Source organism: Thalassovita taeanensis, from assembly GCF_900110775.1.
In the GTDB taxonomy this organism is placed as follows: Bacteria; Pseudomonadota; Alphaproteobacteria; order Rhodobacterales; family Rhodobacteraceae; genus Litorimicrobium; species Litorimicrobium taeanense.
On the sequence record NZ_FOEP01000003.1, the window covers coordinates 44,006 to 64,532 of the forward strand.

Genomic DNA, 20,527 nt, shown 5'->3' on the forward strand with positions numbered 1-20,527 from the left:
TTTCAACTCAGACTGAAAGGGCATCTGGCCGGTCTAGAAACAGATAGAGGCATTTTGTGATTCGAGTTGTCTCTGCACTGCTGTTCATCGGACTGTCGCTTGCAGGCCTAGCAACAATTCATGCGCTTTCGGGGGGTGCCGCGCCCCAGATAGATCCGCGCCTTTTCGATCTTTCCGCGCTACTTGCGATTGCGGGTTTGCTTGTCATCTATTTTGCTTCGGATGGATTGAGGCTTTATTTCGTGCTTCGCACGCTGGGTGAACGGGTGTCGCTGAAGGACCTCGTTCCGCTGGTTTTTATCAATATTCTCTTCTCGAATATCACGCCGATGGCGACCGGTGGCGGTTTCGCCCAGATCTGGTATTTGGGCAGAAGCGGCGTTTCGGTTGGTTCTGCGGCGGCGGCGACCACGATCAGGACCGTTCTGGCAATGCTTGTGATATTCACGGCAGCGCCAACGTTTCAATTTCTATTCGCCAAAGGACGCGCGGCGGAGCATCTCTCCGAGAGGCTCACGAATTCGCTATCCATCGTCATTGTGTTCTATCTGGTTGGGTTTCTCATTGTCCTGCTTCGACCCATGCTAATCGCGGCTTTCATCGAACGAATGCTGCGGGGCGCCTCCCGCCTCGGGTTGCTTGGGACCGAGCGCCGGGACCGGTGGCGCATCCGTGTCCGCGAGGTGATGACCGGGTTTTCCGACGGGTTTCGGACATTTTTGACCGGATCGCGCCGGTATGCTGCCTTGTCCGCGTTGTTCACTATCGTCTTTCTCTTGGCGTTGTTCTCGTTTCCGGCCCTGCTGATGGCGCTGCTGGATTATGATGTCGATTGGCTGGCGGTGATGGGGACGCTTTCGGTCGTCACCTTCCTGATGTATTTCGCACCGAGCCCGGGCGGGGCAGGCTTTTCCGAACTTGCCTTTGCAGGGCTGATGGCGGGGCAAATCGCGCCCGAACATCTGGTGTTCATCGTACTTGTCTGGCGGGTGCTGACCATCTATCTGGGCATGGGGATTGGAGCAGTTTTCATGATGAGAGCCGTCAAATCCAGAGCTTTCCAGCCATGAAACAGAAAACACTTCTGTCCGTTACTTTTTACCTGAACCTTGCCGTTCTGCTCGCCCTGCTGGGGTACAAAATCTATCTGCTTTTCGACGCACCGGATACGAATGCGCTGCACACCGGGCAGATCGAACAGATCGAAACGGCCACCCAAGGTCACGAGAAGATTCGTTTCGCCGTCATCGGCGAGGCGAATAACTCCATCGGGATTTTTGAAAGACAGATCGTCGAGGACCTCAACGCCTCAGACATCGATTTCGTCGTGTCAGCGGGCAATGCCGTCAGCGGTGGCGGGGAGGACAACTATCGCTCTCTTCTGGGCTCGTTGTCGCTGCTGAAAAAGCCGTTTCTTCTGACCTTTGGCGATCACGAGTTCACCGAGTTCGGCAGCAGCCGATTCTATAAGAAGTTCGGGCCGCACTTCTATTCGGTGTCGCTTGGCGATGTTCGATTGGTATTCCTTGACGGGACCGGACGTAGCTCTGCCGCGTGGCAGGAGCGATGGCTGGCAGATCTGCTGGGGGGTGAACAGAACCGGCAGATTATCGTCTTTGTTGGTCAGCCGCTGGTGCCGCCGTTGGGCGATCTTCTGTTTGAGCCGGATCAGGGGATCTGGTCTGCCCCCGAGGATCAGACCCGGATGCAGGCGCTGCTACAGGTACTGGATGTCGACGCGGTGATCTCGGCCGGGGCTTCGGTGTTCTCTGATCAGATGGTCGACGGCGTTCGCCACATCACGACCGGTGGGGGTGGCGGTCTGATCCTGAACAATGACCAGAGCTTTTATCACTATCTCGACGTGACTGCGGGCGGGCACGAAATGTCTGTGGACGTCGTTCGTATCGAAACCGCCCCCACGCTTGCGATGCGGTGGTTCGAAAGCCTTTGGTCGTTCATCTATTCGTTGTTCTACGTTCGATTTCTAAGTTTTCTTCTGATCTTCTCGGCTCTTGCGCTAACTGGTATCTATCTGTTCAATCATCTGTTCCGCGAGCGCGACTATTACCCATCATATGACGCCCCGCCGCTGACGCATTTGGGCCGCCCCTTGCGCGTCGCGATGGTCACAAACAACTATCTTCCGTTCGTCGGCGGCGTGCCCATTTCAGTCGAGTTGTTGAAACGCGGGCTTGAGGCGCATGGCCATCAGGTCATGGTCGTGTGCCCCAGCTACGGCTCTGACGCCCCCGACCCGACCGTCGAGCGCGTGCCAGTGCTGTTGCCAACCCGCGGCTGGATTCGTATCGCCAACCCGTTCCTCAGACGGACGCGGCGGGCGATCAAGACGTTCAACCCGGACATCATTCATGTGCATCATCCGTTCTGGCTTGGTTCACTCGGGCGGATCATGGCCCGGCGCCTGAACATTCCGGTGATCTACACCTATCACACGCGGCTTGAGTATTATGCACATCAGATTCCGGTGCCGGGCCGGTTGTTTCGCAATGTTATCGCCCACTGGCTGATCCGCAGGTTTGCCAATAAATGCGACGCGGTCATTGTGCCGACCCCGGTGGCGCGGGATTACATGCGGTTAATCGGGGTGGACCGCCCCGTGCATGTGCAGCCGACGGGGCTTGATCTTGAGAAGTTCGAGCCCCCGAACGGACCGCGCCTTTCGGAGCTGCGTCAAGAGGTTAACCCAGACGGAAGGCTGGTGTTTGTCACCGTTTCCCGGTTGTCGCCGGAAAAGAACATCCATTTTATCATCGCGGCCATGGAGCGCTTGAAAAGCCGCGATACCGCGCCCTTTCGTTTGCTTGTTCTCGGCGACGGCGATGAACGCGCGCCGCTTGAAAAAATGGTCAAAGCCCGAGATCTGGAGGGGGATGTCACGTTTCTGGGAAACATCGACGGATCGATCGTGCCGCAGTATCTTGCGATTTCGGATGTCTTCGTATTTGCCTCGCGCTCCGAGACGCAGGGGATGGTCGTGCTTGAAGCCATGGCCGCCGGTTTGCCTGTCGTCGCCGTTGATTCCAGCGGTGTGGATGCCTTTGTTTCCAACGGCACGACGGGCTACAGGACGCCCGAGGATATTGTGCAGTGGACGGCTGCGCTGAGCAGACTGATTGACGATCCGCACCTGCGAAAAGCGCTTGGTGAGAATGCAAAAGCCGTCGCACACGGGTATTCGACGGACAAATTCGCAGCATCCGTCGCTTTACACTATGAGGGGTTGGTGCAGAGTTCTCTGTCTCGTTCGAAACATCGTATAGATAAAAGCCTGAACAATGATGACGAGGGTGGGGCCTGATGTCGAAAGTAACGATCCAGGAAATGAGCTTCTTTGCTGTTATCATCTTGGTGACGACGGCGTTTATCTGGCTGATCCTGCCATTTTACGGTGCGATCCTGTGGGGGGCCATTTTGGCGATTCTGTTTGATCCGCTGAAGCGGCGCCTGGATATATGGTTGAACGGCCATTCCAACCTCGCGGCAATCCTTAGCGTGTTGATCTGCATCTGTATTGTAGTGATCCCCGGGATGATCCTGCTTGCCGCGCTGGCGCAGGAAGCCGCGAACCTTTATGTCCGCCTCGACACACAGGAACTCGATATCGGAGGCCTTCTAGAGCGCATTCAAGGTGTGCTGCCGCCTTTCGTTCTCAAGATTATGTCAGCCCTGAATCTAGGGAGTTTCGACGAGATTCAGACCCGCCTGACGGCCTTCCTTTTGCAGGCCAGTCAGGCGTTTGCCACAAAAGCCATAACCATCGGGCACAACGCGGTGCAACTTGTCGCCAGTCTGGGCGTTATGCTGTATTTGCTGTTCTTCCTGTTTCGCGATGGCATGGACCTGACTGCACAGATCAGACAGGTCAGTCCGCTTAGCGAGCACCACACCGATCAGATCCTGAACAGATTCACCTCTGTGATGAAGGCGACAGTCAAGGGAAACATCGTCATCGCCATGATCCAAGGGGCACTCGGCGGCATCACCTTCTGGGCGCTCGGACTCGAGGCCCCTCTGTTGTGGGGGGTGCTCATGGCTGCCGTATCGCTTTTGCCTGCAATCGGCGCACCCTTGGTCTGGGTGCCGGCTGCAATCTATCTTTTGGCGTCAGGAGATTACATTAGGGGTATCGCGATGCTTGCCGCCGGGACATTGGTTATCAGCATGGTCGACAACCTGATCCGGCCTCCTCTGGTTGGAAAAGGGACCCGGCTGCCAGATTACGTTATTCTCATCTCTACTCTGGGTGGCATCATGCTGATCGGCATGAACGGCTTCGTCCTGGGACCGCTGATTGCCGCGCTTTTTGTTGCCGTGTGGTCATTGTTCACTGAAGACAGGTCGCAAGGCTGAGTCGAAGATCCCACGCAGGGTCATGTCGGTTTGCGTGACGCCAGAAGTTTGCGCAGCACGGACAGCACGCCGATGCCAAGGGAGAGCGAGCTGCCGAGGTTTTCGATGCTCTGTCCTGCGGCATTCGCCATTTGCACAGCGCCTTGCGCCTCTGCCGTGATCGTCTCAAGCGCGGCGGCTTCCATTTCCGCAAGCGCGTCAAGCTCGGGCGATTTCGTTTCCCGGAGGGTAAAGATCAGCAGGATGATGGCGACGGCAAGATAAAGTGCGGCGATCGTCAGGCACGCGCCAATATCTCCGAGTGGTACGCGGATCCACAGGTAAAGCGCATAGGTCGAAAGCCCCGCGGCGACGATCATCGCCGCGACAGCAAGCGCCCCGGCGATAACGCGCCGGATCATTTGCCGGAGGAGAACCTGGCGGCGCAGCAGCGCGACATGGCCGTAGAGTTTTGCAGAATTGAGAGCAGACATGGGAAACCTTTCACAAAGGCGGTTAGCGGAACTGGCGACCGATGATGATCCCGGCGGCAAAGCCGATGCCGAGGGCGGCAAGCGCCGTGAGTTGCGGATATCTAGCGATGTCCTCGGAAAACTCATCCATGGTTTCGTGCATTGTTTTCATAAAGGTTTCGAGTTCGGGCATTTCTTCCGCGTTTTCGAGGTCCGGTTCCGGAGCCGCCTTCGCCGTCGGTGTCTTGCGGGCACTCGCCTCTATCTCGGCCTGCAGGGCCATTATTTCACTCATCAGGCTCATCGGTGTCTCCTTATCTGTGCGCTGCGGCGCCCTCAGTCAGCCTCTTGCTGAGTCTATGTGAACTATGCCCCCGATCCATTCGCGGATCGAGGGCGCATTGGGTCTCAGGCCTTTTTCATCCGCATCTGCGCATCCTTGCTACAGATTAACGGAACCACGAAGATCGTGAAGGCCGTTGAGACGACTGTTCCGAAGGTCAATGGGATGCGCCAGCATAGTCAGGATGATTGGACGCAGGGCTTGCCGCGCGGCTTTCCGTCCAGCAATGAGAAGACGTCGAATGCATCGCCTGTCGTCAGGAGTTTCAGAATGACTTCCCGCGCGATTTCGGAGTTGTATGCGGAGACCCCAACCGTGCTTTTGATACGGAGCCTTTCGGAAGAGATGTGCGTTTCCAGATCAATAACTGATCCCTTCGGCTTGGAGGTGTGCAAAAAAGGCAAAACGCTGCCGCGCCTCCCAAGAGGATAGTAAAGTCGTCAATTTTGAAAATTGTGATGGTTTTCCATCTTTTGATATGATCCCGATCGCTGCCATGGAGACCATAAGATGCAATCTGTAAAATTGCTGCAGTCGCGCCTCGGCCTTCGCGGCATCAAGTCGGGTGAAAGCCGCATTGAGCGACAGCTGCACAAAGGCCACCATCGGGGTCAGTGAACCCCGAAGATGTTCAACTCACTGAACCACACGATCAACAATAGGGAACTCTAAAATGAATATGACGTTTTCCTCTGCCGCATTGGCGGCAGGGCTTTCCTTTTGCACCATAATTGCAGGCTGAACCACAGAGGCGGTTTTTGTCGTTCCGTCCTCGGAAGCGGGCGCAACCAAGCTGAACGCCAACGAGGACTATACTTGGGGCAGCCCGCAGCCGAAAAACAAAGATCCGGCTAAAATTGACGACCTGCGCTTTGTGCAGATCGGCGATGCTTCGGTCGCCTTCCTTGAACTGCGCACCGGCGGTGTGGATCTGGTGTCGGACGTGCCGACCAATCTGTTGGGCCAATACAAGGCGTTGAAAAACGCCGAACAGCGTCTGCTTGAAGGGTACGGCATTTATTATATGCCGAAGCACGTCACCCAAGCCCCGTTTGATGACATCGCGGTGCGCAAGGCGACGCGATGGCGGGGAACCGTCAGGCCACCATCGGCAACCTGTTCGCGGGCAGGGCACCCCGGTGCATAACGTTCTGATCACGCAGTTGCCCGAGGCTGATATCAGCCCGGAAAGTGAGGTTCATTTTGATCTGGAAGTGGCCAAGGTGCTTTTGGATGAGTGGCCGGTGACGATGGGGTGCGGGTCAAAGATGGCACGTCCCTTGAGGTGCCGTTCTGGCTGCAAAGCGATAGCGATTTCCGCAAAATGGCCGAAGTTATTCAGGCGCAGCTGCGCGACATTGGCATGAAGGCCAATTTGATCGTGCAGGATTCTGCGGCGATCAAATCGGAACTGCGCAAGTGCGAGCATCAGCTGATGCTGCGCCGCTATGGCTGGAACAACACTGACGTTCTTGACTGGTTCTTCACTGGCGAGCGCATGGGCTTTACCAATATCTCGATGTTTGCTGACGAAACGGCCGAAGCCCTGCGGATCAAGGCGATGATCTGGTCGCGCACTGGCGACGAGCGGATCGAAAGTTTCTGCGCCTACCACGAGTACATCATGAGCCTGTGGACCATGTCGCCGATATATGGCCTACTCAGGATATCGTGCTCACCGCGGATCATCTGATCCTGCAGGAAAAAATAGACGGCCCGGTGTTTGAATCACAATCAGTTCTGGACATTGAGTTCAAATAATCCCGCAATCAGGATCATAGTCGTGTTTCAATATCTTATTCGCCGTTTACTTGCGCTGGTCGTCTTTATGATGGTGCGTGTTGTGCCGGGCGACCCGATCGACAGCCTGATGAAGGTCGGCGCCAGCGAAGCACAGCGGGCCGAGATTGTGGCACGCTATGGTCTGGATCGCAGCCTTGCCGCGCAATATCTGACGTGGCTGGGCAATCGTTTCCATGGCAATCTGGGCGCGGCGATTGTAATACGCAGATCTTATCCGCCGTGGTTGGCGCGGCGGCGGGTCTTGTCGCACGGGTGATGCGGGCCTCGGTCCTTGAGGTTGAAAAATAGGATTTCGTTTTGTTTCTGCACGCGCGCGGCATGGCGCCTGCACGCATCGGGTTGAAACATGTGCTGGGGGCACGCGAGTTGCCGCTCATGACCATCCTGGCCAGCGGATCGGCCTGTTGGTTGCTGGCGGTTGCAGCGTCGATGATTGTCGGCACCGGGCTTGGCCTGATCTGTGGCTATGTGGGGGGGCTGGATTGACGGCAGTGTGATGGCGGCGATTGATCTGACATGGTGCTTTCCCGAAATCCTGTTGGCGTTGCTGCTGGTGGTGATGATGGGCCCTGGATCGATCAGCACCATGTTGGCGATTGCGATTGCCTATCTGGCGCAGTTTGCCCGTTTGACCCGCACGCAGATCGCCAGATTGCGCGGCGCCACTTTTGTAGAGGCTTCACGCAGTATGGGAGCGGGGCCGACCCATATCTGGCTGCGGCGGTTGCGGCCCAATGCCATCGCGCCGATCGTGATCGTCGCCATATTGACCGTTGGCAATGCGATTTTGCTAGAGGCGACGCTGGGCTTTTTCGGCATGGGCGCGCAGCCGCCTGTGCCCAGTTGGGGCGGCATGATGAATGCGGACTCTGTACAAATGTTTACCGTGCCTTGGGTCATCATCTGTCCCGGAGCTGGCAGTGCGCTGTCGGTCATTGCCATCAACCTGTTGGGCGGCGGTCTGTTGCGCGGGTTGGATGTGCGGCACCGGGCAAGCAAGGTCTGAGATGTTGTTAGAGGTTCAACACATCGGCGTGGCTTTTGGCGCGGTGCCTCCGCTGCGCGATCCAAGCCTGCATCTGAGTCGTGGCGAAGTGTTGGGGCTGGTCGGGGAATCCGGGTCTGGAAAGTCGCTGACGGCTCTGCCGGAACGTAAAATGCGTGCCTATTGCGGGGGGCCGCATCGCGATGGTGCCACAAAACCCGATGACCTCTCTTGATCCGGTTGTGGCTGTGGGCGCGCAGCACCGTCGATGCCGTTTGTGCGCATATGGGGCTGCCCGCAAGGCCGCGTGGGCCGAGGCTGTGTCTTTGATGGAGCAATGGGCATTCCGGGCGCAGAGCGCGTGTACCGCTCTGATCCGCATGAGCTGTCGGGCGGGTTGAAACAGGGATTGCGATTGCAATTGCTCTGACTGGTCAGCCCGATCTGTTGGTTGCGGATGAGCTCACGACCGCGCTGGATGTCACCGTGCAGGCTCAGATCGTTGATCTGTTGCTTGGTTTGGTGCGCGGCAAAGGCGTGGGGCTTTTGCTGATGACCCATGACATGGGTATGGTCGCGCACAGCTGTGACCGCGCCTGCGTGATGTATTGCAGCGGGGTGGTTGAAACCGGAGCTGCGCGCGATGTCTTCGGCACGCGGCGCCACCCCTATATCCGCGCCTGCGATTGGGAGGCGTCCGCGCCCGGCACACTGGCGGTTTCGGTCAATGGGGCGTTCCTCGAGGCCGATATAGAAGAGGTCGGACCGACGGTTTTGGGAATGTATTATGGCGATCCTGCGCCGCATCAGGCCTTGGCTGACGCTTTGGCCGATGACATTTGGGACCGGCGTTTCGAGGTTTTGAATACGTTTTACACCGTTGAAGAGGTTGCGGCTCTTGTTGCTGACTACGTGGCCACGGACGGGCCTTTGATTATTGCGGACTACGCCGACAACCCCGTCGGCGGCCCGATCATTGGCGGGTTGACTCATTCTTATGGGCCGACGGCGGTGATCTTGGTCTACGGGACCGAGTTTTTGATCATCACACTGGCCATCCAGATTTGGGATCAACAACAGTTCCGCGCCTTTGGCATTGATCCCACCGCCAAGACCATCGTCGGCCTGACATCCATGCAGCATTTCCGGGCTGCCTTTGAGGACATTGCGGGCAAGATTGTCATCTGTGACAAGGACGTCCTGTGTACACTTGATCATAACCGACTGCCGTACAAAAAAGTGCCGCGTCCGATCTTTCCCCTGGATCGCGGCATGGCGTTGGACGCCCAGTAATATGACCACTACATATGATGTCGCCATTATCGGCGGGGGAATCGCAGGTGCGTCTTTTGCCTGTCGCATTGCCGAACGCGCCCGGGCGGTTTTGTTCGAAGAAGAACCGCATGCGGGGTACCATTCCACTGGCCGCTCAGCAGCCGAGTTTACGCGGCAATATCACGACGACTGAAACAAGCGTCTGGTCGACGGCGCGCGCTTTTTTCAACGCCCCGCCCGAGGGGTTCGGCGATGCGCCCTTGTTGCAACCACGCGGCAATCTGGTGGTTGCGGGGGCCGTGCGTCGCGACATTCTTGAGCAGGCGTTTGAGATGGCCCATGACGATGCCCCTGAGGCCCGCCGTGTAAGCGTGGACGAGGCAGCGATAAGGGTGCCGTTTCGGCGCCGCGACTATGTCGGCAGCGCGTTCTATGATCCCACATGGGTTGATGCTGGATCGCTTGTCACTTCGACAAGCACAAATGTTGCTGTCGCCCACGAGGTGCCCCCCGTTTCCTGAATATGGCGCAGGTCTATTGCGACTATGCCCCGACATGTCCGTTGGCGGCTGGGGAAATGCGTTTGGCGATTGAGACCGGACAATGGTCGGCAGAGGAGGTGCGCGGGGATTTGGCCGCGCTGTTCGCTGGAAGGGCCCCGCTTCCAGATCGCAGCACCCCGGTGTTTTTCCGCTCTGTCGGGTTGGGACAAGAAGACGTGGCGGCGGCAATGGCGCTTTTGCGGGCGGCTCAATCCTAGGGACTCCATCTTTTTGGGCGCATGGACGGACAGGCACCCACATATAGGGTGGCCTCCTTGGAAGGCCGCCCCTTGTTATTCAAGCGTCTGGATCAGGAAAACCGTCCCATTGCGGAAGATCATCAGTGATCTTGTGCCAAGGCGCTTTTGAGCCGACGAAAATATGAAACTGCGGCGTTACATCCGGCGCGTCGTCGAGGACACCGAGAGCTAAGCCCAGTTCATTGGGTTTGGCCGAAAACTCGGTGATCAGGTTTGCTCCACATATGCTGCAAAAGCATCGGAACTCCCCTTCGGAGCTTTCATATCGGCTGACGAGGCTCTCGCCGCTGAGCCAGTGAAAGTCTGCGGCAGCCAGCGCTGCTCTACTTCGAAACGCAGCGCCATGCGACTTGCGGCACATTGAACAGTGGCAATTCAATGCACCGGTCAGTGGTCCAGTTATTTCGAAACGAACTTGCGCGCATAGGCACGAGCCTGAAAGTGGGGTCATCAGTTTCTCCTTTCGCAATGTCATTGATGAGAGCGGGGTGGTCAGTTCATCGCCTGCTCATACAAGTCGGTGACCGCCATCAACAACGAGAGTGATGCCGTTTACAAAGCTGTTGTCGATCAGGAATGCCACGGATTTCGCGATGTCCTTGGGCGCCCCGATGCGCTTGACCGGAAGGGACTGCGCTATGCTCTCCTTAACGCCTGCGGCGGCCTCTTCGCCCATGATCCCGGCCCAGACGCCGGTATCAATCACGCCCGGCGCAATCGTGTTCACCCGCACCGGGGCAAGCTCAAAAGCCCAGATCCGGCCCGCTGCTTCGGTCGCAGCACCGGCTGCTGCAAACATGGTTGCGCCTGCAAGGGGCTTTTGGGTTACCGTGCCTGAAAATAGGGTGATAGACCCGGTTTCCTTGATGTGTTTGGCACCGTGGTGCACACAAAGCATCTGACCCCATTGTTTGCTATCGAGCAGGGCGCGTGCGGCATCCCAGTCCATGTCGCGGACCGGAGCAAACATTCCTGTCGCTGCCGGGGTCACAAGGTGGTCAAACGCACCGACCTTGCCAAAGAAAGCCGCGACGTCGTCGGCATTGGTTAGGTCCATGACGTAACCCGATACGTTCCCGTCCAGCGTGTTGATTGCCGCATCCAGCTTGTCCTGTGAGCGGGCGGAGACAATGACTTCGGCTCCCAGCGACAGCAGCAACCGCGCGGTTTCCCGTGCAATTCCACCCGTGATGCCGGTGATGATGACTTTGTGTGAGGTAAGATCCTGATGCATTCTATGGTCCTTTTTCGTATTCAGTATGAGATATGAGTGTGGCTGTTGCGCTCTGGTGGGTAGTCAGCCCTTCGGTGCCTGGGCAAAGGGCCCCTCACCGGGTCGTTGAGCTTGGTATGGCCGGGCGCACTGGTGAAATTTGACCGGGTTTGCGCGGCAATACTGATGACCCCTTCGAGGGCTTGTTGCTTGGTATTGCCAGCCTCCAGAACGGCCTTGAACGCCGGGTGAAATCTGTAGCTTTTCTTGGAACGGCCCAGCAGCGCGAATGCAGCATCGGACGCTGTTGCGGGGGAGTCGTATTGAAACATGATGACGCTCTCCATTGTTTTGTTCATACATGTATAGAATTAGAGAGTCAGTTTTGTCCATATATGAACAAAACTGTTGTGTGTCACTTCGTTGTGAGCGGTCGATTTCAGCCCGTTGTGCCCGAACAGGGTGTCGAAAATTCCACCGAAGCACACAGGCCATTTGACCCGAGAGCGATGGAGCAAATCATCGGATCTGCATTTGGCGTGAGGCGTATCAACGTGTTCATCAACGGCGCGCTACCAGAACTTTCAAAAGATCAAATGGCGGAGGGCTTCGGCGCTCACTCCGAAAGGGGCTGCCTGCCAAATCCCGAGAGCCACGGCGCACGGCGGTCGGTCGAAAGCAGGCCCAAGACTTCCAGACCCGTCCGGATTCAAACGCTGTAGGCGAGGGTCTGGCTGATTTCGGTCAAACTGCAGCCTGATTGTTCGGTCCTAGTGTTGAACGCTGCCTGAACAGCTTTCATGTCACTTTGCGAACTGGGCTGCTTGGCCACGATGCCTTCGGCGATCAGCCGGGTGGCGACGTCAGTAGACAAGATAAAGCCGTCGCGGCCCATAGCGCGCAGCATCCGCTGCCCAGTCGTACCGCCAAGACGCGCGCCGCGTTTGGACATCAGCCGCAAAAGCCCGATAAAGTCGTTGTTGGGCCACGCGGCAAAGAATGCTCCGGCGCTGCTGTGGTCCCGGGCGATCTCAAGGATGAAACGGGTATTGTCGATGACGGCCACGACTTTTGCGCCATTGCGCACGATCCGTTCGTCCGAAAGCAGGCGATCCAGATCCTCATCACAATAGAAGCCAACCCGGGCGGGTTCGAAGCCTTCGAATGCGGCCTCGAACCCGTTCCATTTCGCCTCGACGACCTTCCAGTTGAACCCGGCCTGAAAAATACATTTGGCCATTGTTGCAAGCCAGCGGTGATCGGACGTTGCTGCAAGTGTGTCAGGGGACAGTGGCTTGCTGAGCAAGCCCTCGACGGTGCGGGATTTACGGTCATTGGCGATGGCATAAATCTCGTCGTAATCACGCATTCTACTCCTCGCTGTATAGTCCCAGCCCCTCGAGGGTTGTGCGGGCAGTCAGCCACAGATCCGCTTTGTTATGCACCGCTTTGGAAAAGGCGCTGATCCCGATGATCAAGTTCTGCAGAGCCAGCGCCTTGCCGTGCACGTCGGTCTCTGCGGGCAGTTCGCCGCGCGAAACAGCAATAGTCAGCAGTTCTTCCAGCCGCGCTGCGCTGGTCAAGATTGAATCGATCAACAGATCGCCGATGGGGTCGCCTTTGGTGTCGGCCTTTTCGCACAGGCAATTGACCGCCAGACATCCCCGCGCTTCCGGATCCTGCGCGCGCGAGGCGCAGATGTCGCGAAGAGTCGAAGTGAGTAACGTAAGGATCGGAACGTTTGACACATCCGTATACAAGATGCGGTCAGGCGATTGCGCGAAATAGGCGGCCAAGGCTTCCTTGAACAATGCCTCGCGGGTGCCGAAGGCGTTGTAATAACTTGACCGGGTGATCCCGAGCTTCTCGGAAATCGCTTTGACCGAGCTGGCGTCGAAGCCCGCGCTCCAAATTTCCTGCATCGCCGTTTGGACGGCGTTGTCGCGATCGAAGTTGGATGGGCGTGCCATTTTGATCCTTTTCCTTCGCAGCCGATTTGTTGTTGTCATTGAAAAGCATAGCCCGCCGCATCTGTTTTGTCCATATGTGTATAAAACGAATCCTGCAAGCAGAATTCGGGGAGTCGCCTAGTTCAAGCGAAACAGGTGCCTATGCGGCGGGGCTCGTCAGGTGCACTTATCCGCCATATAGTCTCTGCTCCGCCCGATAAGCGCTGGCGTTGAACACTACCGTACCAAGAATTCGGCATGTAGCGCACCCGCAGCTTTGATACTTTTGAGTATGTCGATCATATCACGCGGTGACACGCCTAGGGCATTCAGGCCAGCTACGACTTCTGACAACGACGTCCCTCCTGACACTTCTGCCAAACCCGTCCCCTCTTCTTCGGTTATGTCCGCGCGTGAGCGCGGCACGACCACCGTTTCACCTTCGGAAAATGGATTGGGTTGTACTGCCAGTGGTGCTTCTTGAATCCTGAGAGTCAGGTTTCCCTGGGATACCGCGACGCGTGATATTCTCACATCTTCACCCATGACGATCGTGCCAGATCTCTGATCGACAACGACCCGGGCCTTGCGTTCCGGTTGAACCGAAATGTTCTCAATCCGGCCCAAAGCATGTGCCGGCGACCGCATGCGCGTTGCTGGGATATCCAGCTGGATGGTGCCGGAGTCGAGCATTACGGCGACCCTGCTGCCAAAATCGCTGTTGATCGCCCGCTCGATTCGACCTGCTGTCGTGAAATCCGGTTCACGCAACGCGATACGCAAAGACGAAAGCGAGGAGAAATCGAAGTCGACCTCGCGCTCGACATGCGCGCCAGACGGCACAACGCCTGAAGTGGGAACGCCCTGAACAACGCTGGCGGCCTCTCCTTCGGCTGAGGCACCGCCGGCAATAATCGTACCCTGCGCTACGGCATAAATCTGTCCATCCGCCGCATTGAGCGGTGTCATGATTAATGTGCCTCCCAGCAAGCTTTTGGCGTCTCCAATCGCAGATACTGTAACATCAATTCTTCCTCCCGCCCTAGCAAACGGCGGTAGACTGGCAGTGACAAAGACAGCGGCAACATTTTTTGGGCGAAACTGCTCGCCAGTCACGTTCACACCAAGGCGCTCGAGGATGTTTGACATAATTTCTTCGGTGAAAGGCGCATTCCGGATGCCGTCTCCGGTCCCGTTCAAACCAACAACCAAACCATATCCAACAAGGTCATTGCCTCGCACGCCATCAAACTCGACCAGATCTTTGATACGGATCGCGCCAGCGTGAGCTTCACTAGCCAATAAGACAGCCGTCACGAAAAGACTCAGAAGAAACTGTTTCATGTCATGAAATCCACTAGCGACAAATTGGAAAGGCGGACAGTTACCGCATATAGCGTTTCCAGTTGATGTTGAACGTTTTCCAGCTTTGTTGCCGTTTCGAAGCCATCGATGCCAAGCAGTTCGTTCCGGGCATAGTCCAGCGAAGTGCGCTCGACAGCCAAGCGGGTCGACATTTCCTCGATGCGTTCTTCCACATACCCAAGATCTGAGCGGATTTCAGTTACGCCATCTTGCGCGCCCAGAAGCTCCAAGCCCGCGTACTGCAAGAGCCCTGCCTGTAGAGATGGGTCTGAGATACCGCCAGCGATGGCAGCCACAGCGACGTTTTTGAGTACGGACTTCAACGCTTCGTTATCTGCTCGAAGATCCAAATTCACCGTTTCTCTTTCACCCAACCGGAACCCGCTAAGGGGGTCCAAGGATCCCTGATATCCAGTCGAATGAAAATCAGTGGCAAACCAATCATCAATTGCAGCAACGATGCCGCTTTGTGTCGCTTCGCCTGCAATACGGTCGCGAATTGATGACAGCATCATTTCGGCATCGGCCAAGGCTGGTCCGTCCGTGGCACGCCCGGAAAACAGACTGCGGCCCGCAAACGTTGTATTTAGCGTAGAAACAACGACGGCGAAATTCTGCTCTGCATTTTGCGCCATGGCAGACCTTGCTGCCGCAACGCTATTGTCTGCCGCCAGAAAATCACTGGAGAGTCTGGATGAAACAGATTGGACATTTTCCAGAGCAGATTGCATCGCGGCGGTGAAACCTTTCGCCTCTGACGCAGATGTCTCGAAACCGCCGACCGTGCGCAAATTCCGCTCAATATCGCTCAGGTAACCATAGTCCCCGGACAGGTGGGCAGCGACGTCCGATGTGGTGCCTTTGGAAAGTTCGTCCGTCAGAATGGACATTTGATCTTTTAGTGTGACATTCTGGCGCCGAAGCATCCAAGATTGCGCCATATCACCCAAGGAAACAGTGGTCATGATGCTATCCTCATAAGTGCTTGCAACATCTCATCTACAGCTTGAATGACTTTTGCATTCGCCGCATAGGCTTGTTCGATCAGCATAAGTTTTTGCAGCTCGTGATCAGAATCCACGCCATCAGCCAGCTCGCTCTGTTTAAGCTCGAACTGCCGAGCAGAGGCAAAAGCCAGGCTTTGATCGCTCTGGGTGCGTTTCGACCCGATATCCGACAGAAATGCGGAAGCAAGGCCGGACATATCGACTGCTGATGTGCCAAGGTCTGGCTCTGACGGGATACGCGCATCACGCATCGCATCACGCATTGATTGGAGCAAATCGCTGTTGCCCACAGCGCCGGGCGTAGACGCACCCAATCCGTCGCGCAACTTCCATAGCGCGCCGTTTTCGTCAGGATCAACCAGCGCATTGACCGATATGCGGCCCGCGAGACCGATGGCTTGAGTTGCTGGTTCGCCGACGTCGGTGAACAATCCGGCTTCGCCTGCGGGTAGCGAACCATCCAAACCTGTCTGAAACCTTAGCGCCAGATCTTTCGCCACGATATCCACCTTTGCTTGCGCCGAGGCCAACAGATCGTCCCGTACCGCAAAAAGGGCCGAAAGCGAGCCGCCGCCAACCGCTCCGCTCCCGGCTGTGGACACTTCGACGCCGTTAACTGTTAGGCCCGACAGCATCCCATTTGCTTGAGTCATATGTGGCGCAATAACGTTGTTCTTTGAAAACTCCAGCTTGGCTGCCTGACCTTCAAGCAGTATTGCACCGCCAGGCGTGAACAGCGCGACGGCGCCTCGATCACGCGAAACCTGCTTTATAGGGACCATCGCTGAAACCTCATCAATCAGGGTTTGTCTTTGGTCCTCAAGCGCGGCAGTTTCGCGGCCTTGTCCGCTGGCGGACATGATATCCTTGTTTAGCTGTTCAACGCCGGACAGAGCGTCATTCATGCGTTGGACCTGGAGGGCAATACTTGTATCTGCTTCTCCTCGCATTTTTTGGATACCATCCGAAATTCCATTCAGCGTAGTTGCGATTTGTTTGGCGCTGTGAACGACAGAGGCGAGCCGGATTTCAGAATCCGGTCGGCTCGCCGCTTCGATCAAAGTGGTCTCAAATTCCGCCAAATGAGACGTCAGAGCATGATCATCCTCGGGAGTGCCGATCAGGCTTTCCAAGCGTGCCAGATACCCGGCTGAAGTTTCAGCATTGCTGAGTTCAGCATCTGCAAGCCGTCTGTCGCCGATGAGTGCGTGATCAACTTCGCGGTTGATACCGTTGACCTCGACGCCCCCCCCGGCTCCGCCGGAGCGCGATGAGAGTGAAAGCTCTCGTTTCCCGTATCCTTCGGTGAGAGCATTGGCCAGGTTGGATGACACAACATTGGCACCTCGCGCCGATGATGTCAGGCCCGACAAGGCATTTGACATTGCACTTGAGAGATTCATCGCGCTTCCTTTCCGAAACACGCAGGTCAGGAGCGCAAAAGCGCACCGTTATCAGCGTTTGATGTTGGTGGTTTCCTGAAGCATCTCGTCTACAGTCTGAATGACCTTCGCATTCGAGGTATAGGCCCGCTGCGTCTGGATCATGTCCGTCAGTTCGCCCGCGACGTCAGTGGCAGATTCCTCAAGTGCGTAGGATACGATGTCGCCGGTCGGGCCATCCCCAGCGTTCCACAGGAAGTAGGTGCCGCTTTCAGGCGAAGTCGCATAGGTTTGTTGGTCCAGCGCGACCATCCCGTTGGGGTTCGGCATATCAACCAAAGGAATCTGATAAATTGTGCGGGTGATGCCGGTGTCATAAAGTGCATGCACGAAACCATTTGCGTCGACTTCCACCGAAGTCATGTTGCCAACCGGATACCCGTCTTTATCAATCGAAACCGGCGCGAAACTGCTGGAGAGCTGCGTCAACCCGTCGGGATCCCCCAGTTGGCCGATATTGATTTCGACCGGCCCGCCTTCGACATCCACAATCAAAGAGCCCGTTGCGGGATCATACCCGCCACCGGAAACGGCGGTCACGGCTGCCAAAGTTCCACCCGTTGTGCGACCGTCATCAAATTCCAGCGCATATTCGCCAATCGCGGCACCGGCTTGCGCCGTATCGCGCAACACCATCGTCCACTGGTTTGATGACCCGGCTGCTGGAATGGACGGGGTGAATTCGATCTGGATCGACTGCGAGATACCAAGATTGTCGTAATATTCAACTGACAGCGCCTGTGCATCTCCGCTTGACCCGGCTTCGGTATCCGTTGCTGGCAGGTTCACCCCCAAAGAGATTTTGGTTGTCGGCTCTCCTGTCAGTTGGTTCACGTTGACCTGAACGGGTTCAAGGCCCGCACCGGTATCGCGCGGATAGGTCGGAATGGATCCGTCCGCCAGAGCAGGCCAGCCCAGCAGGACCAAATCGGATTGCGTTGTCAGGTATCCTGAGCTGTCTGTACGAAATGATCCGGTTGTGGTCAGCAGCATCTGAGGATCGCCATTGCCGACCTCGACATCCGAGGCAGCAGCCACTGGCAGATACCCGCGACCTCGCACCGCCAGATCCGTTGCGTTCGACGTCGTCACCAGAGAGCCGCGCTCGTCAACCAGACGCTGCGTCGTTGCTCTGACGCCGCCAGCGGAATAGGCGCCGCCGCCGCTGGATGAAATTACCATCGAGTGAAAATCAGCCTCGACGCGCCGATAGCCATAGGTCGAGGAATTAGCAATGTTGTCGGAGATGGCGGCAAGCCGGTTGGCATTGGCGGCAAGCCCCGCCACACCGGCATTAAGGGAAGAGGAAATCGTCATGGATACGCCTTTCTGCTGCATCAACCATTTGTCCGGTATCAGCAGTACAAGACGCGGCTTAACAGCCTGCTAACAGCTAAAATCCTTCGTAATTACCAAGGGCCGCTATTTAATCCTGCGCAGCAGAATGACTTCCAACCGGTTGTTCCGATCAGCCATCGGATCACGTACAGCGGGTTTGCGATCCGCATGCCCTGTTACGCGTCGCACGCGCATGCGATCCAGCCCGGAATGTTCAAGCAAAACGCGCATCCGGTCTGCCCGCGCAGCCGACAGGCTCCAGACAGGATTGTTCGTCAATACGATAGGATGCGCCCGCGTATGCCCTTCAACTGACAAGTTGTTCGTGACCAAACCAAACACCCGAACCATCATATCCGACATATCGCGCAACAATGCAGTTGGTTCGTCAGTGTCTGCTTCAAATAACGCCGCATCCGGCAGATCAAACAGTTCAACGACCAGCCCCTCGTCAGTGACGCGCGTTATGATATGGCGCTGCAATTCGATGCTCGCCATGCTTTCGCCCCCGCCGCCGATCAGCATTGAATCGAGTGCGCGAAAGCTTTCCAACTCGGCCTCGCGATCTGCATCGGCACCTTGATCGGACATGCCAAATTCGCCGCGCGCTTGATGTGATTCTGTCGGGCGCAGGTTTGTCGCGCCTGTGCCATTCTGCGGCAAAGTCATTTCAGAGAAGACGGAGTCACCCCCGAACATCCCATCACCACCGCCGGACACGCGGCTGATCGCCACCGTCGGACTGAAGTAATCCGCAATCCCTTTGCGTTGTTTTTCCGTCGTCGCGTTTAGCAGCCACATCAACATGAAAAAGGCCATCATGGCAGTTACGAAATCAGCATAGGCCACCTTCCACGCCCCACCGTGGTGCCCATCGCCGCTAACGACCTTTTTCCTCTTGATGATGACTGGCGCCGCATTCGCTTGCGTGCCCATCTCACCACCTCTTGTCTCACCCACGGACAGAGGTAGCAGGCTAGGCGTTACCAGAACCCTAACAGATAAAAGTCGCCACTTATTACTGCTCAGGCGACCCTTTTGCCCTGCACCCAGGTCTCGCGGACTGCCGAAGCTCCGGCCACTCGCGCCACGCGGATCAGATCGGCCCGTTCACCGATGGCGATCCGCCCCCGGTCGGTCAAGCCTGCCGCATCGGCGGGTGCCTTGGTCACGGTCGCGATTCCGCGTGCCATGTCGCCCCACATATCGCCCAGCACCAAAGCCGAAGACAGCAGAGCCGCCGGTACGTAATCGGATGAAACGATATCCAATAGATCCAACTCGGCCAGCTCTCCGGCGGCCACGTTGCCGGAATGCGAACCGCCGCGGATCAAGTTTGGGGCGCCCATCATTACTGCGATCCCGTTATCGCGGCACGCACGTGCGGCTTCGACTGTTGTGGGAAACTCGGCCAGACGAATGCCGTGCTGTGCTGACACGACGACATGCGCCGCAGTCGTGTCATCGTGGCTGGCCAGAACGGCACCCAGCCGCTGTGCCTCGGTTACGGCGGCCTTTTCATGCTTTTCACCCAAGGCGTCATGCAGTTCCTTCAGGCGGCTGATATGTTCCAGAAAGTCCGCATCCTGCATCCCGTATTTGCCGCTGACATAGGCCCGATATTTTTCGATGTCGCGGAACTGCCGCTGCCCGGGCATGTGATCCATCAGGCTAACGATGCCCACCCGATCGCTTTCGCGAAACTCGGCAAGTTCCTCGATCAGCGTGGCGGAGCAAACTTCGGCGCGCAGATGCAGATAGTGGCTGATCCGCAACGCGCCAGCCTGCCGCATGGCAAGGATTTCATCCGCCAGCCCACGGGCGTATTTGCCATAACTTGTCTTCGTGCCTGCCGGGATCGACCCGACCCGCAGCGCATCAAATACTGTCGTGATCCCGACCCCCGCCAACTCGGCATCATGGGCGATGATCGCGGCCGCATGTGGCCAATCCACTTTCGGGCGCGGTTGAATATGGCGCTCGAGGTTGTCCGTATGCAGTTCGATCAGGCCGGGGCACAGCAGGTCGCCCTCCAGATCCTCCGCCCCGACGGGGACCGCGCCGCCACTGTCGATCGCGACAATTATGCCGTCCCGAATATGCACCGAACCGCAGATCACTTCGGTCTCCAGAACCACATTCGCATTGGCGAGGATCACGTCTTTTGTCATTCTGTTGT

Annotated in this window: 26 protein-coding genes; 12 read left to right on the plus strand and 14 right to left on the minus strand. The window is 56.9% G+C overall.

The window, feature by feature from the left end; genetic code table 11:
- Positions 1-56 precede the first annotated feature (56 nt).
- Genes BSF79_RS05000 through BSF79_RS05010 form a run of 3 tightly spaced genes read left to right on the plus strand, consistent with a single transcriptional unit; the run spans position 57 to position 4,374 of the window.
- Positions 57-1,070, plus strand: coding sequence for a lysylphosphatidylglycerol synthase transmembrane domain-containing protein (locus tag BSF79_RS05000; RefSeq protein ID WP_090268771.1), 1,014 nt, complete (start codon positions 57-59; stop codon positions 1,068-1,070).
- Positions 1,067-3,322, plus strand: coding sequence for a glycosyltransferase (locus BSF79_RS05005; protein ID WP_090268772.1), 2,256 nt, complete (start codon positions 1,067-1,069; stop codon positions 3,320-3,322). The genes BSF79_RS05000 and BSF79_RS05005 overlap by 4 nt, the downstream gene beginning before the upstream one ends.
- Positions 3,322-4,374: an AI-2E family transporter gene (locus BSF79_RS05010; protein WP_090268773.1), complete on the plus strand. Its 1,053-nt coding sequence runs from the start codon at positions 3,322-3,324 to the stop codon at positions 4,372-4,374. The genes BSF79_RS05005 and BSF79_RS05010 overlap by 1 nt, the downstream gene beginning before the upstream one ends.
- A gap of 20 nt (positions 4,375-4,394) precedes the next feature.
- Here BSF79_RS05010 and BSF79_RS05015 read toward each other — a convergent pair whose 3' ends face one another.
- The 3 genes from BSF79_RS05015 to BSF79_RS05025 all read right to left on the minus strand — a co-directional run bounded on the left by BSF79_RS05015 (position 4,395) and on the right by BSF79_RS05025 (position 5,772).
- Entirely contained in the window at positions 4,395-4,847 is a 453-nt protein-coding gene (locus BSF79_RS05015) for a hypothetical protein (RefSeq protein WP_090268774.1), read from the minus strand.
- Positions 4,848-4,869: 22 nt separating this feature from the next.
- The gene (locus tag BSF79_RS05020) at positions 4,870-5,130 is read right to left on the minus strand and encodes a hypothetical protein (protein ID WP_090268775.1); all 261 of its coding nucleotides are present in this window, start codon (positions 5,128-5,130) and stop codon (positions 4,870-4,872) included.
- A 399-nt stretch (positions 5,131-5,529) separates the two neighbouring features.
- The gene (locus BSF79_RS05025; protein WP_217650046.1) at positions 5,530-5,772 is read right to left on the minus strand and encodes a hypothetical protein; all 243 of its coding nucleotides are present in this window, start codon (positions 5,770-5,772) and stop codon (positions 5,530-5,532) included.
- 190 nt (positions 5,773-5,962) lie between these two features.
- On the opposite strand from BSF79_RS05025, the gene BSF79_RS05030 reads away from it, so the two are divergent.
- From BSF79_RS05030 to BSF79_RS05070, 9 genes are all read left to right on the plus strand, one after another.
- Positions 5,963-6,316, plus strand: coding sequence for an ABC transporter substrate-binding protein (locus BSF79_RS05030; protein WP_090268777.1), 354 nt, complete (start codon positions 5,963-5,965; stop codon positions 6,314-6,316).
- Between the two features lie 90 nt (positions 6,317-6,406).
- Complete coding sequence (locus tag BSF79_RS05035) at positions 6,407-6,862, plus strand: periplasmic substrate-binding domain-containing protein (protein ID WP_090268778.1); 456 nt, start codon at positions 6,407-6,409, stop codon at positions 6,860-6,862.
- A 90-nt stretch (positions 6,863-6,952) separates the two neighbouring features.
- On the plus strand, positions 6,953-7,228 hold the full coding sequence (locus BSF79_RS05040; RefSeq protein WP_139246383.1) for an ABC transporter permease family protein: 276 nt from the start codon (positions 6,953-6,955) through the stop codon (positions 7,226-7,228).
- A 62-nt stretch (positions 7,229-7,290) separates the two neighbouring features.
- A complete protein-coding gene (locus BSF79_RS19720; protein ID WP_175545262.1) occupies positions 7,291-7,458 on the plus strand; it encodes a hypothetical protein in 168 nt (55 codons plus the stop codon).
- Between the two features lie 10 nt (positions 7,459-7,468).
- Positions 7,469-7,978 (plus strand): ABC transporter permease, encoded by a 510-nt coding sequence (locus BSF79_RS05050; protein ID WP_175545263.1) that lies wholly within the window; start codon positions 7,469-7,471, stop codon positions 7,976-7,978.
- A 1-nt stretch (position 7,979) separates the two neighbouring features.
- The gene (locus BSF79_RS05055) at positions 7,980-8,192 is read left to right on the plus strand and encodes an ATP-binding cassette domain-containing protein (protein ID WP_090268782.1); all 213 of its coding nucleotides are present in this window, start codon (positions 7,980-7,982) and stop codon (positions 8,190-8,192) included.
- A gap of 212 nt (positions 8,193-8,404) precedes the next feature.
- Positions 8,405-9,250 (plus strand): MlrC C-terminal domain-containing protein, encoded by an 846-nt coding sequence (locus tag BSF79_RS05060; RefSeq protein WP_217650047.1) that lies wholly within the window; start codon positions 8,405-8,407, stop codon positions 9,248-9,250.
- 1 nt (position 9,251) lies between these two features.
- On the plus strand, positions 9,252-9,425 hold the full coding sequence (locus BSF79_RS05065) for an FAD-dependent oxidoreductase (protein WP_090268783.1): 174 nt from the start codon (positions 9,252-9,254) through the stop codon (positions 9,423-9,425).
- Positions 9,361-9,753, plus strand: a complete 393-nt coding sequence (locus BSF79_RS05070) for an FAD-binding oxidoreductase/lyase (RefSeq protein ID WP_139246385.1) — start codon at positions 9,361-9,363, stop codon at positions 9,751-9,753. Before BSF79_RS05065 ends, BSF79_RS05070 begins: the two co-directional genes overlap by 65 nt.
- A gap of 318 nt (positions 9,754-10,071) precedes the next feature.
- On the opposite strand, the gene BSF79_RS05080 is transcribed toward BSF79_RS05070, so the two are convergent.
- The 11 genes from BSF79_RS05080 to BSF79_RS05130 form a co-directional block, all read right to left on the minus strand.
- Positions 10,072-10,485 carry a GFA family protein gene (locus tag BSF79_RS05080; RefSeq protein ID WP_090269080.1) on the minus strand — a complete coding sequence of 138 codons (414 nt, stop codon included), beginning with the start codon at positions 10,483-10,485 and terminating at the stop codon, positions 10,072-10,074.
- A 57-nt stretch (positions 10,486-10,542) separates the two neighbouring features.
- Positions 10,543-11,268 carry an SDR family oxidoreductase gene (locus BSF79_RS05085; RefSeq protein ID WP_090268786.1) on the minus strand — a complete coding sequence of 242 codons (726 nt, stop codon included), beginning with the start codon at positions 11,266-11,268 and terminating at the stop codon, positions 10,543-10,545.
- 20 nt (positions 11,269-11,288) lie between these two features.
- Complete coding sequence (locus tag BSF79_RS05090) at positions 11,289-11,594, minus strand: hypothetical protein (RefSeq protein WP_139246386.1); 306 nt, start codon at positions 11,592-11,594, stop codon at positions 11,289-11,291.
- A gap of 362 nt (positions 11,595-11,956) precedes the next feature.
- Complete coding sequence (locus BSF79_RS05095; protein WP_090268788.1) at positions 11,957-12,616, minus strand: DNA-3-methyladenine glycosylase I; 660 nt, start codon at positions 12,614-12,616, stop codon at positions 11,957-11,959.
- Between the two features lies 1 nt (position 12,617).
- Positions 12,618-13,217, minus strand: coding sequence for a TetR/AcrR family transcriptional regulator (locus BSF79_RS05100; protein ID WP_175545264.1), 600 nt, complete (start codon positions 13,215-13,217; stop codon positions 12,618-12,620).
- Positions 13,218-13,433: 216 nt separating this feature from the next.
- Positions 13,434-14,540 (minus strand): flagellar basal body P-ring protein FlgI, encoded by a 1,107-nt coding sequence (locus BSF79_RS05105; protein ID WP_090268790.1) that lies wholly within the window; start codon positions 14,538-14,540, stop codon positions 13,434-13,436.
- Positions 14,537-15,526 (minus strand): flagellin, encoded by a 990-nt coding sequence (locus tag BSF79_RS05110; protein ID WP_090268791.1) that lies wholly within the window; start codon positions 15,524-15,526, stop codon positions 14,537-14,539. The genes BSF79_RS05105 and BSF79_RS05110 overlap by 4 nt, the downstream gene beginning before the upstream one ends.
- Positions 15,523-16,971: a flagellar hook-associated protein FlgK gene (flgK, locus tag BSF79_RS05115; protein WP_090268792.1), complete on the minus strand. Its 1,449-nt coding sequence runs from the start codon at positions 16,969-16,971 to the stop codon at positions 15,523-15,525. The genes BSF79_RS05110 and flgK overlap by 4 nt, the downstream gene beginning before the upstream one ends.
- A 51-nt stretch (positions 16,972-17,022) precedes the next feature.
- Entirely contained in the window at positions 17,023-18,327 is a 1,305-nt protein-coding gene (locus BSF79_RS05120) for a flagellar hook protein FlgE (protein ID WP_245776322.1), read from the minus strand.
- A gap of 105 nt (positions 18,328-18,432) precedes the next feature.
- Positions 18,433-19,284 carry a flagellar motor protein MotB gene (locus BSF79_RS05125; RefSeq protein WP_090268794.1) on the minus strand — a complete coding sequence of 284 codons (852 nt, stop codon included), beginning with the start codon at positions 19,282-19,284 and terminating at the stop codon, positions 18,433-18,435.
- 89 nt (positions 19,285-19,373) lie between these two features.
- On the minus strand, positions 19,374-20,519 hold the full coding sequence (locus tag BSF79_RS05130; protein WP_090269081.1) for an alpha-D-ribose 1-methylphosphonate 5-triphosphate diphosphatase: 1,146 nt from the start codon (positions 20,517-20,519) through the stop codon (positions 19,374-19,376).
- Positions 20,520-20,527: the final 8 nt, after the last annotated feature.

Bases quoted from the DNA above. Each gene is read 5' to 3' on its own strand.
- BSF79_RS05005 (WP_090268772.1), top strand. From the start codon at position 1,067: ATGAAACAGAAAACACTTCTGTCCGTTACTTTTTACCTGAACCTTGCC.
- BSF79_RS05010 (WP_090268773.1), top strand. From the start codon at position 3,322: ATGTCGAAAGTAACGATCCAGGAAATGAGCTTCTTTGCTGTTATCATC.
- BSF79_RS05015 (WP_090268774.1), bottom strand. From the start codon at position 4,847: ATGTCTGCTCTCAATTCTGCAAAACTCTACGGCCATGTCGCGCTGCTG.
- BSF79_RS05020 (WP_090268775.1), bottom strand. From the start codon at position 5,130: ATGAGCCTGATGAGTGAAATAATGGCCCTGCAGGCCGAGATAGAGGCG.
- BSF79_RS19720 (WP_175545262.1), top strand. From the start codon at position 7,291: ATGGCGCCTGCACGCATCGGGTTGAAACATGTGCTGGGGGCACGCGAG.
- BSF79_RS05050 (WP_175545263.1), top strand. From the start codon at position 7,469: ATGGCGGCGATTGATCTGACATGGTGCTTTCCCGAAATCCTGTTGGCG.
- BSF79_RS05055 (WP_090268782.1), top strand. From the start codon at position 7,980: ATGTTGTTAGAGGTTCAACACATCGGCGTGGCTTTTGGCGCGGTGCCT.
- BSF79_RS05065 (WP_090268783.1), top strand. From the start codon at position 9,252: ATGACCACTACATATGATGTCGCCATTATCGGCGGGGGAATCGCAGGT.
- BSF79_RS05070 (WP_139246385.1), top strand. From the start codon at position 9,361: ATGCGGGGTACCATTCCACTGGCCGCTCAGCAGCCGAGTTTACGCGGC.
- BSF79_RS05080 (WP_090269080.1), bottom strand. From the start codon at position 10,485: ATGACCCCACTTTCAGGCTCGTGCCTATGCGCGCAAGTTCGTTTCGAA.
- BSF79_RS05085 (WP_090268786.1), bottom strand. From the start codon at position 11,268: ATGCATCAGGATCTTACCTCACACAAAGTCATCATCACCGGCATCACG.
- BSF79_RS05090 (WP_139246386.1), bottom strand. From the start codon at position 11,594: ATGGAGAGCGTCATCATGTTTCAATACGACTCCCCCGCAACAGCGTCC.
- BSF79_RS05095 (WP_090268788.1), bottom strand. From the start codon at position 12,616: ATGCGTGATTACGACGAGATTTATGCCATCGCCAATGACCGTAAATCC.
- BSF79_RS05100 (WP_175545264.1), bottom strand. From the start codon at position 13,217: ATGGCACGCCCATCCAACTTCGATCGCGACAACGCCGTCCAAACGGCG.
- BSF79_RS05105 (WP_090268790.1), bottom strand. From the start codon at position 14,540: ATGAAACAGTTTCTTCTGAGTCTTTTCGTGACGGCTGTCTTATTGGCT.
- BSF79_RS05110 (WP_090268791.1), bottom strand. From the start codon at position 15,526: ATGACCACTGTTTCCTTGGGTGATATGGCGCAATCTTGGATGCTTCGG.
- flgK (WP_090268792.1), bottom strand. From the start codon at position 16,971: ATGAATCTCTCAAGTGCAATGTCAAATGCCTTGTCGGGCCTGACATCA.
- BSF79_RS05120 (WP_245776322.1), bottom strand. From the start codon at position 18,327: ATGACGATTTCCTCTTCCCTTAATGCCGGTGTGGCGGGGCTTGCCGCC.
- BSF79_RS05125 (WP_090268794.1), bottom strand. From the start codon at position 19,284: ATGGGCACGCAAGCGAATGCGGCGCCAGTCATCATCAAGAGGAAAAAG.
- BSF79_RS05130 (WP_090269081.1), bottom strand. From the start codon at position 20,519: ATGACAAAAGACGTGATCCTCGCCAATGCGAATGTGGTTCTGGAGACC.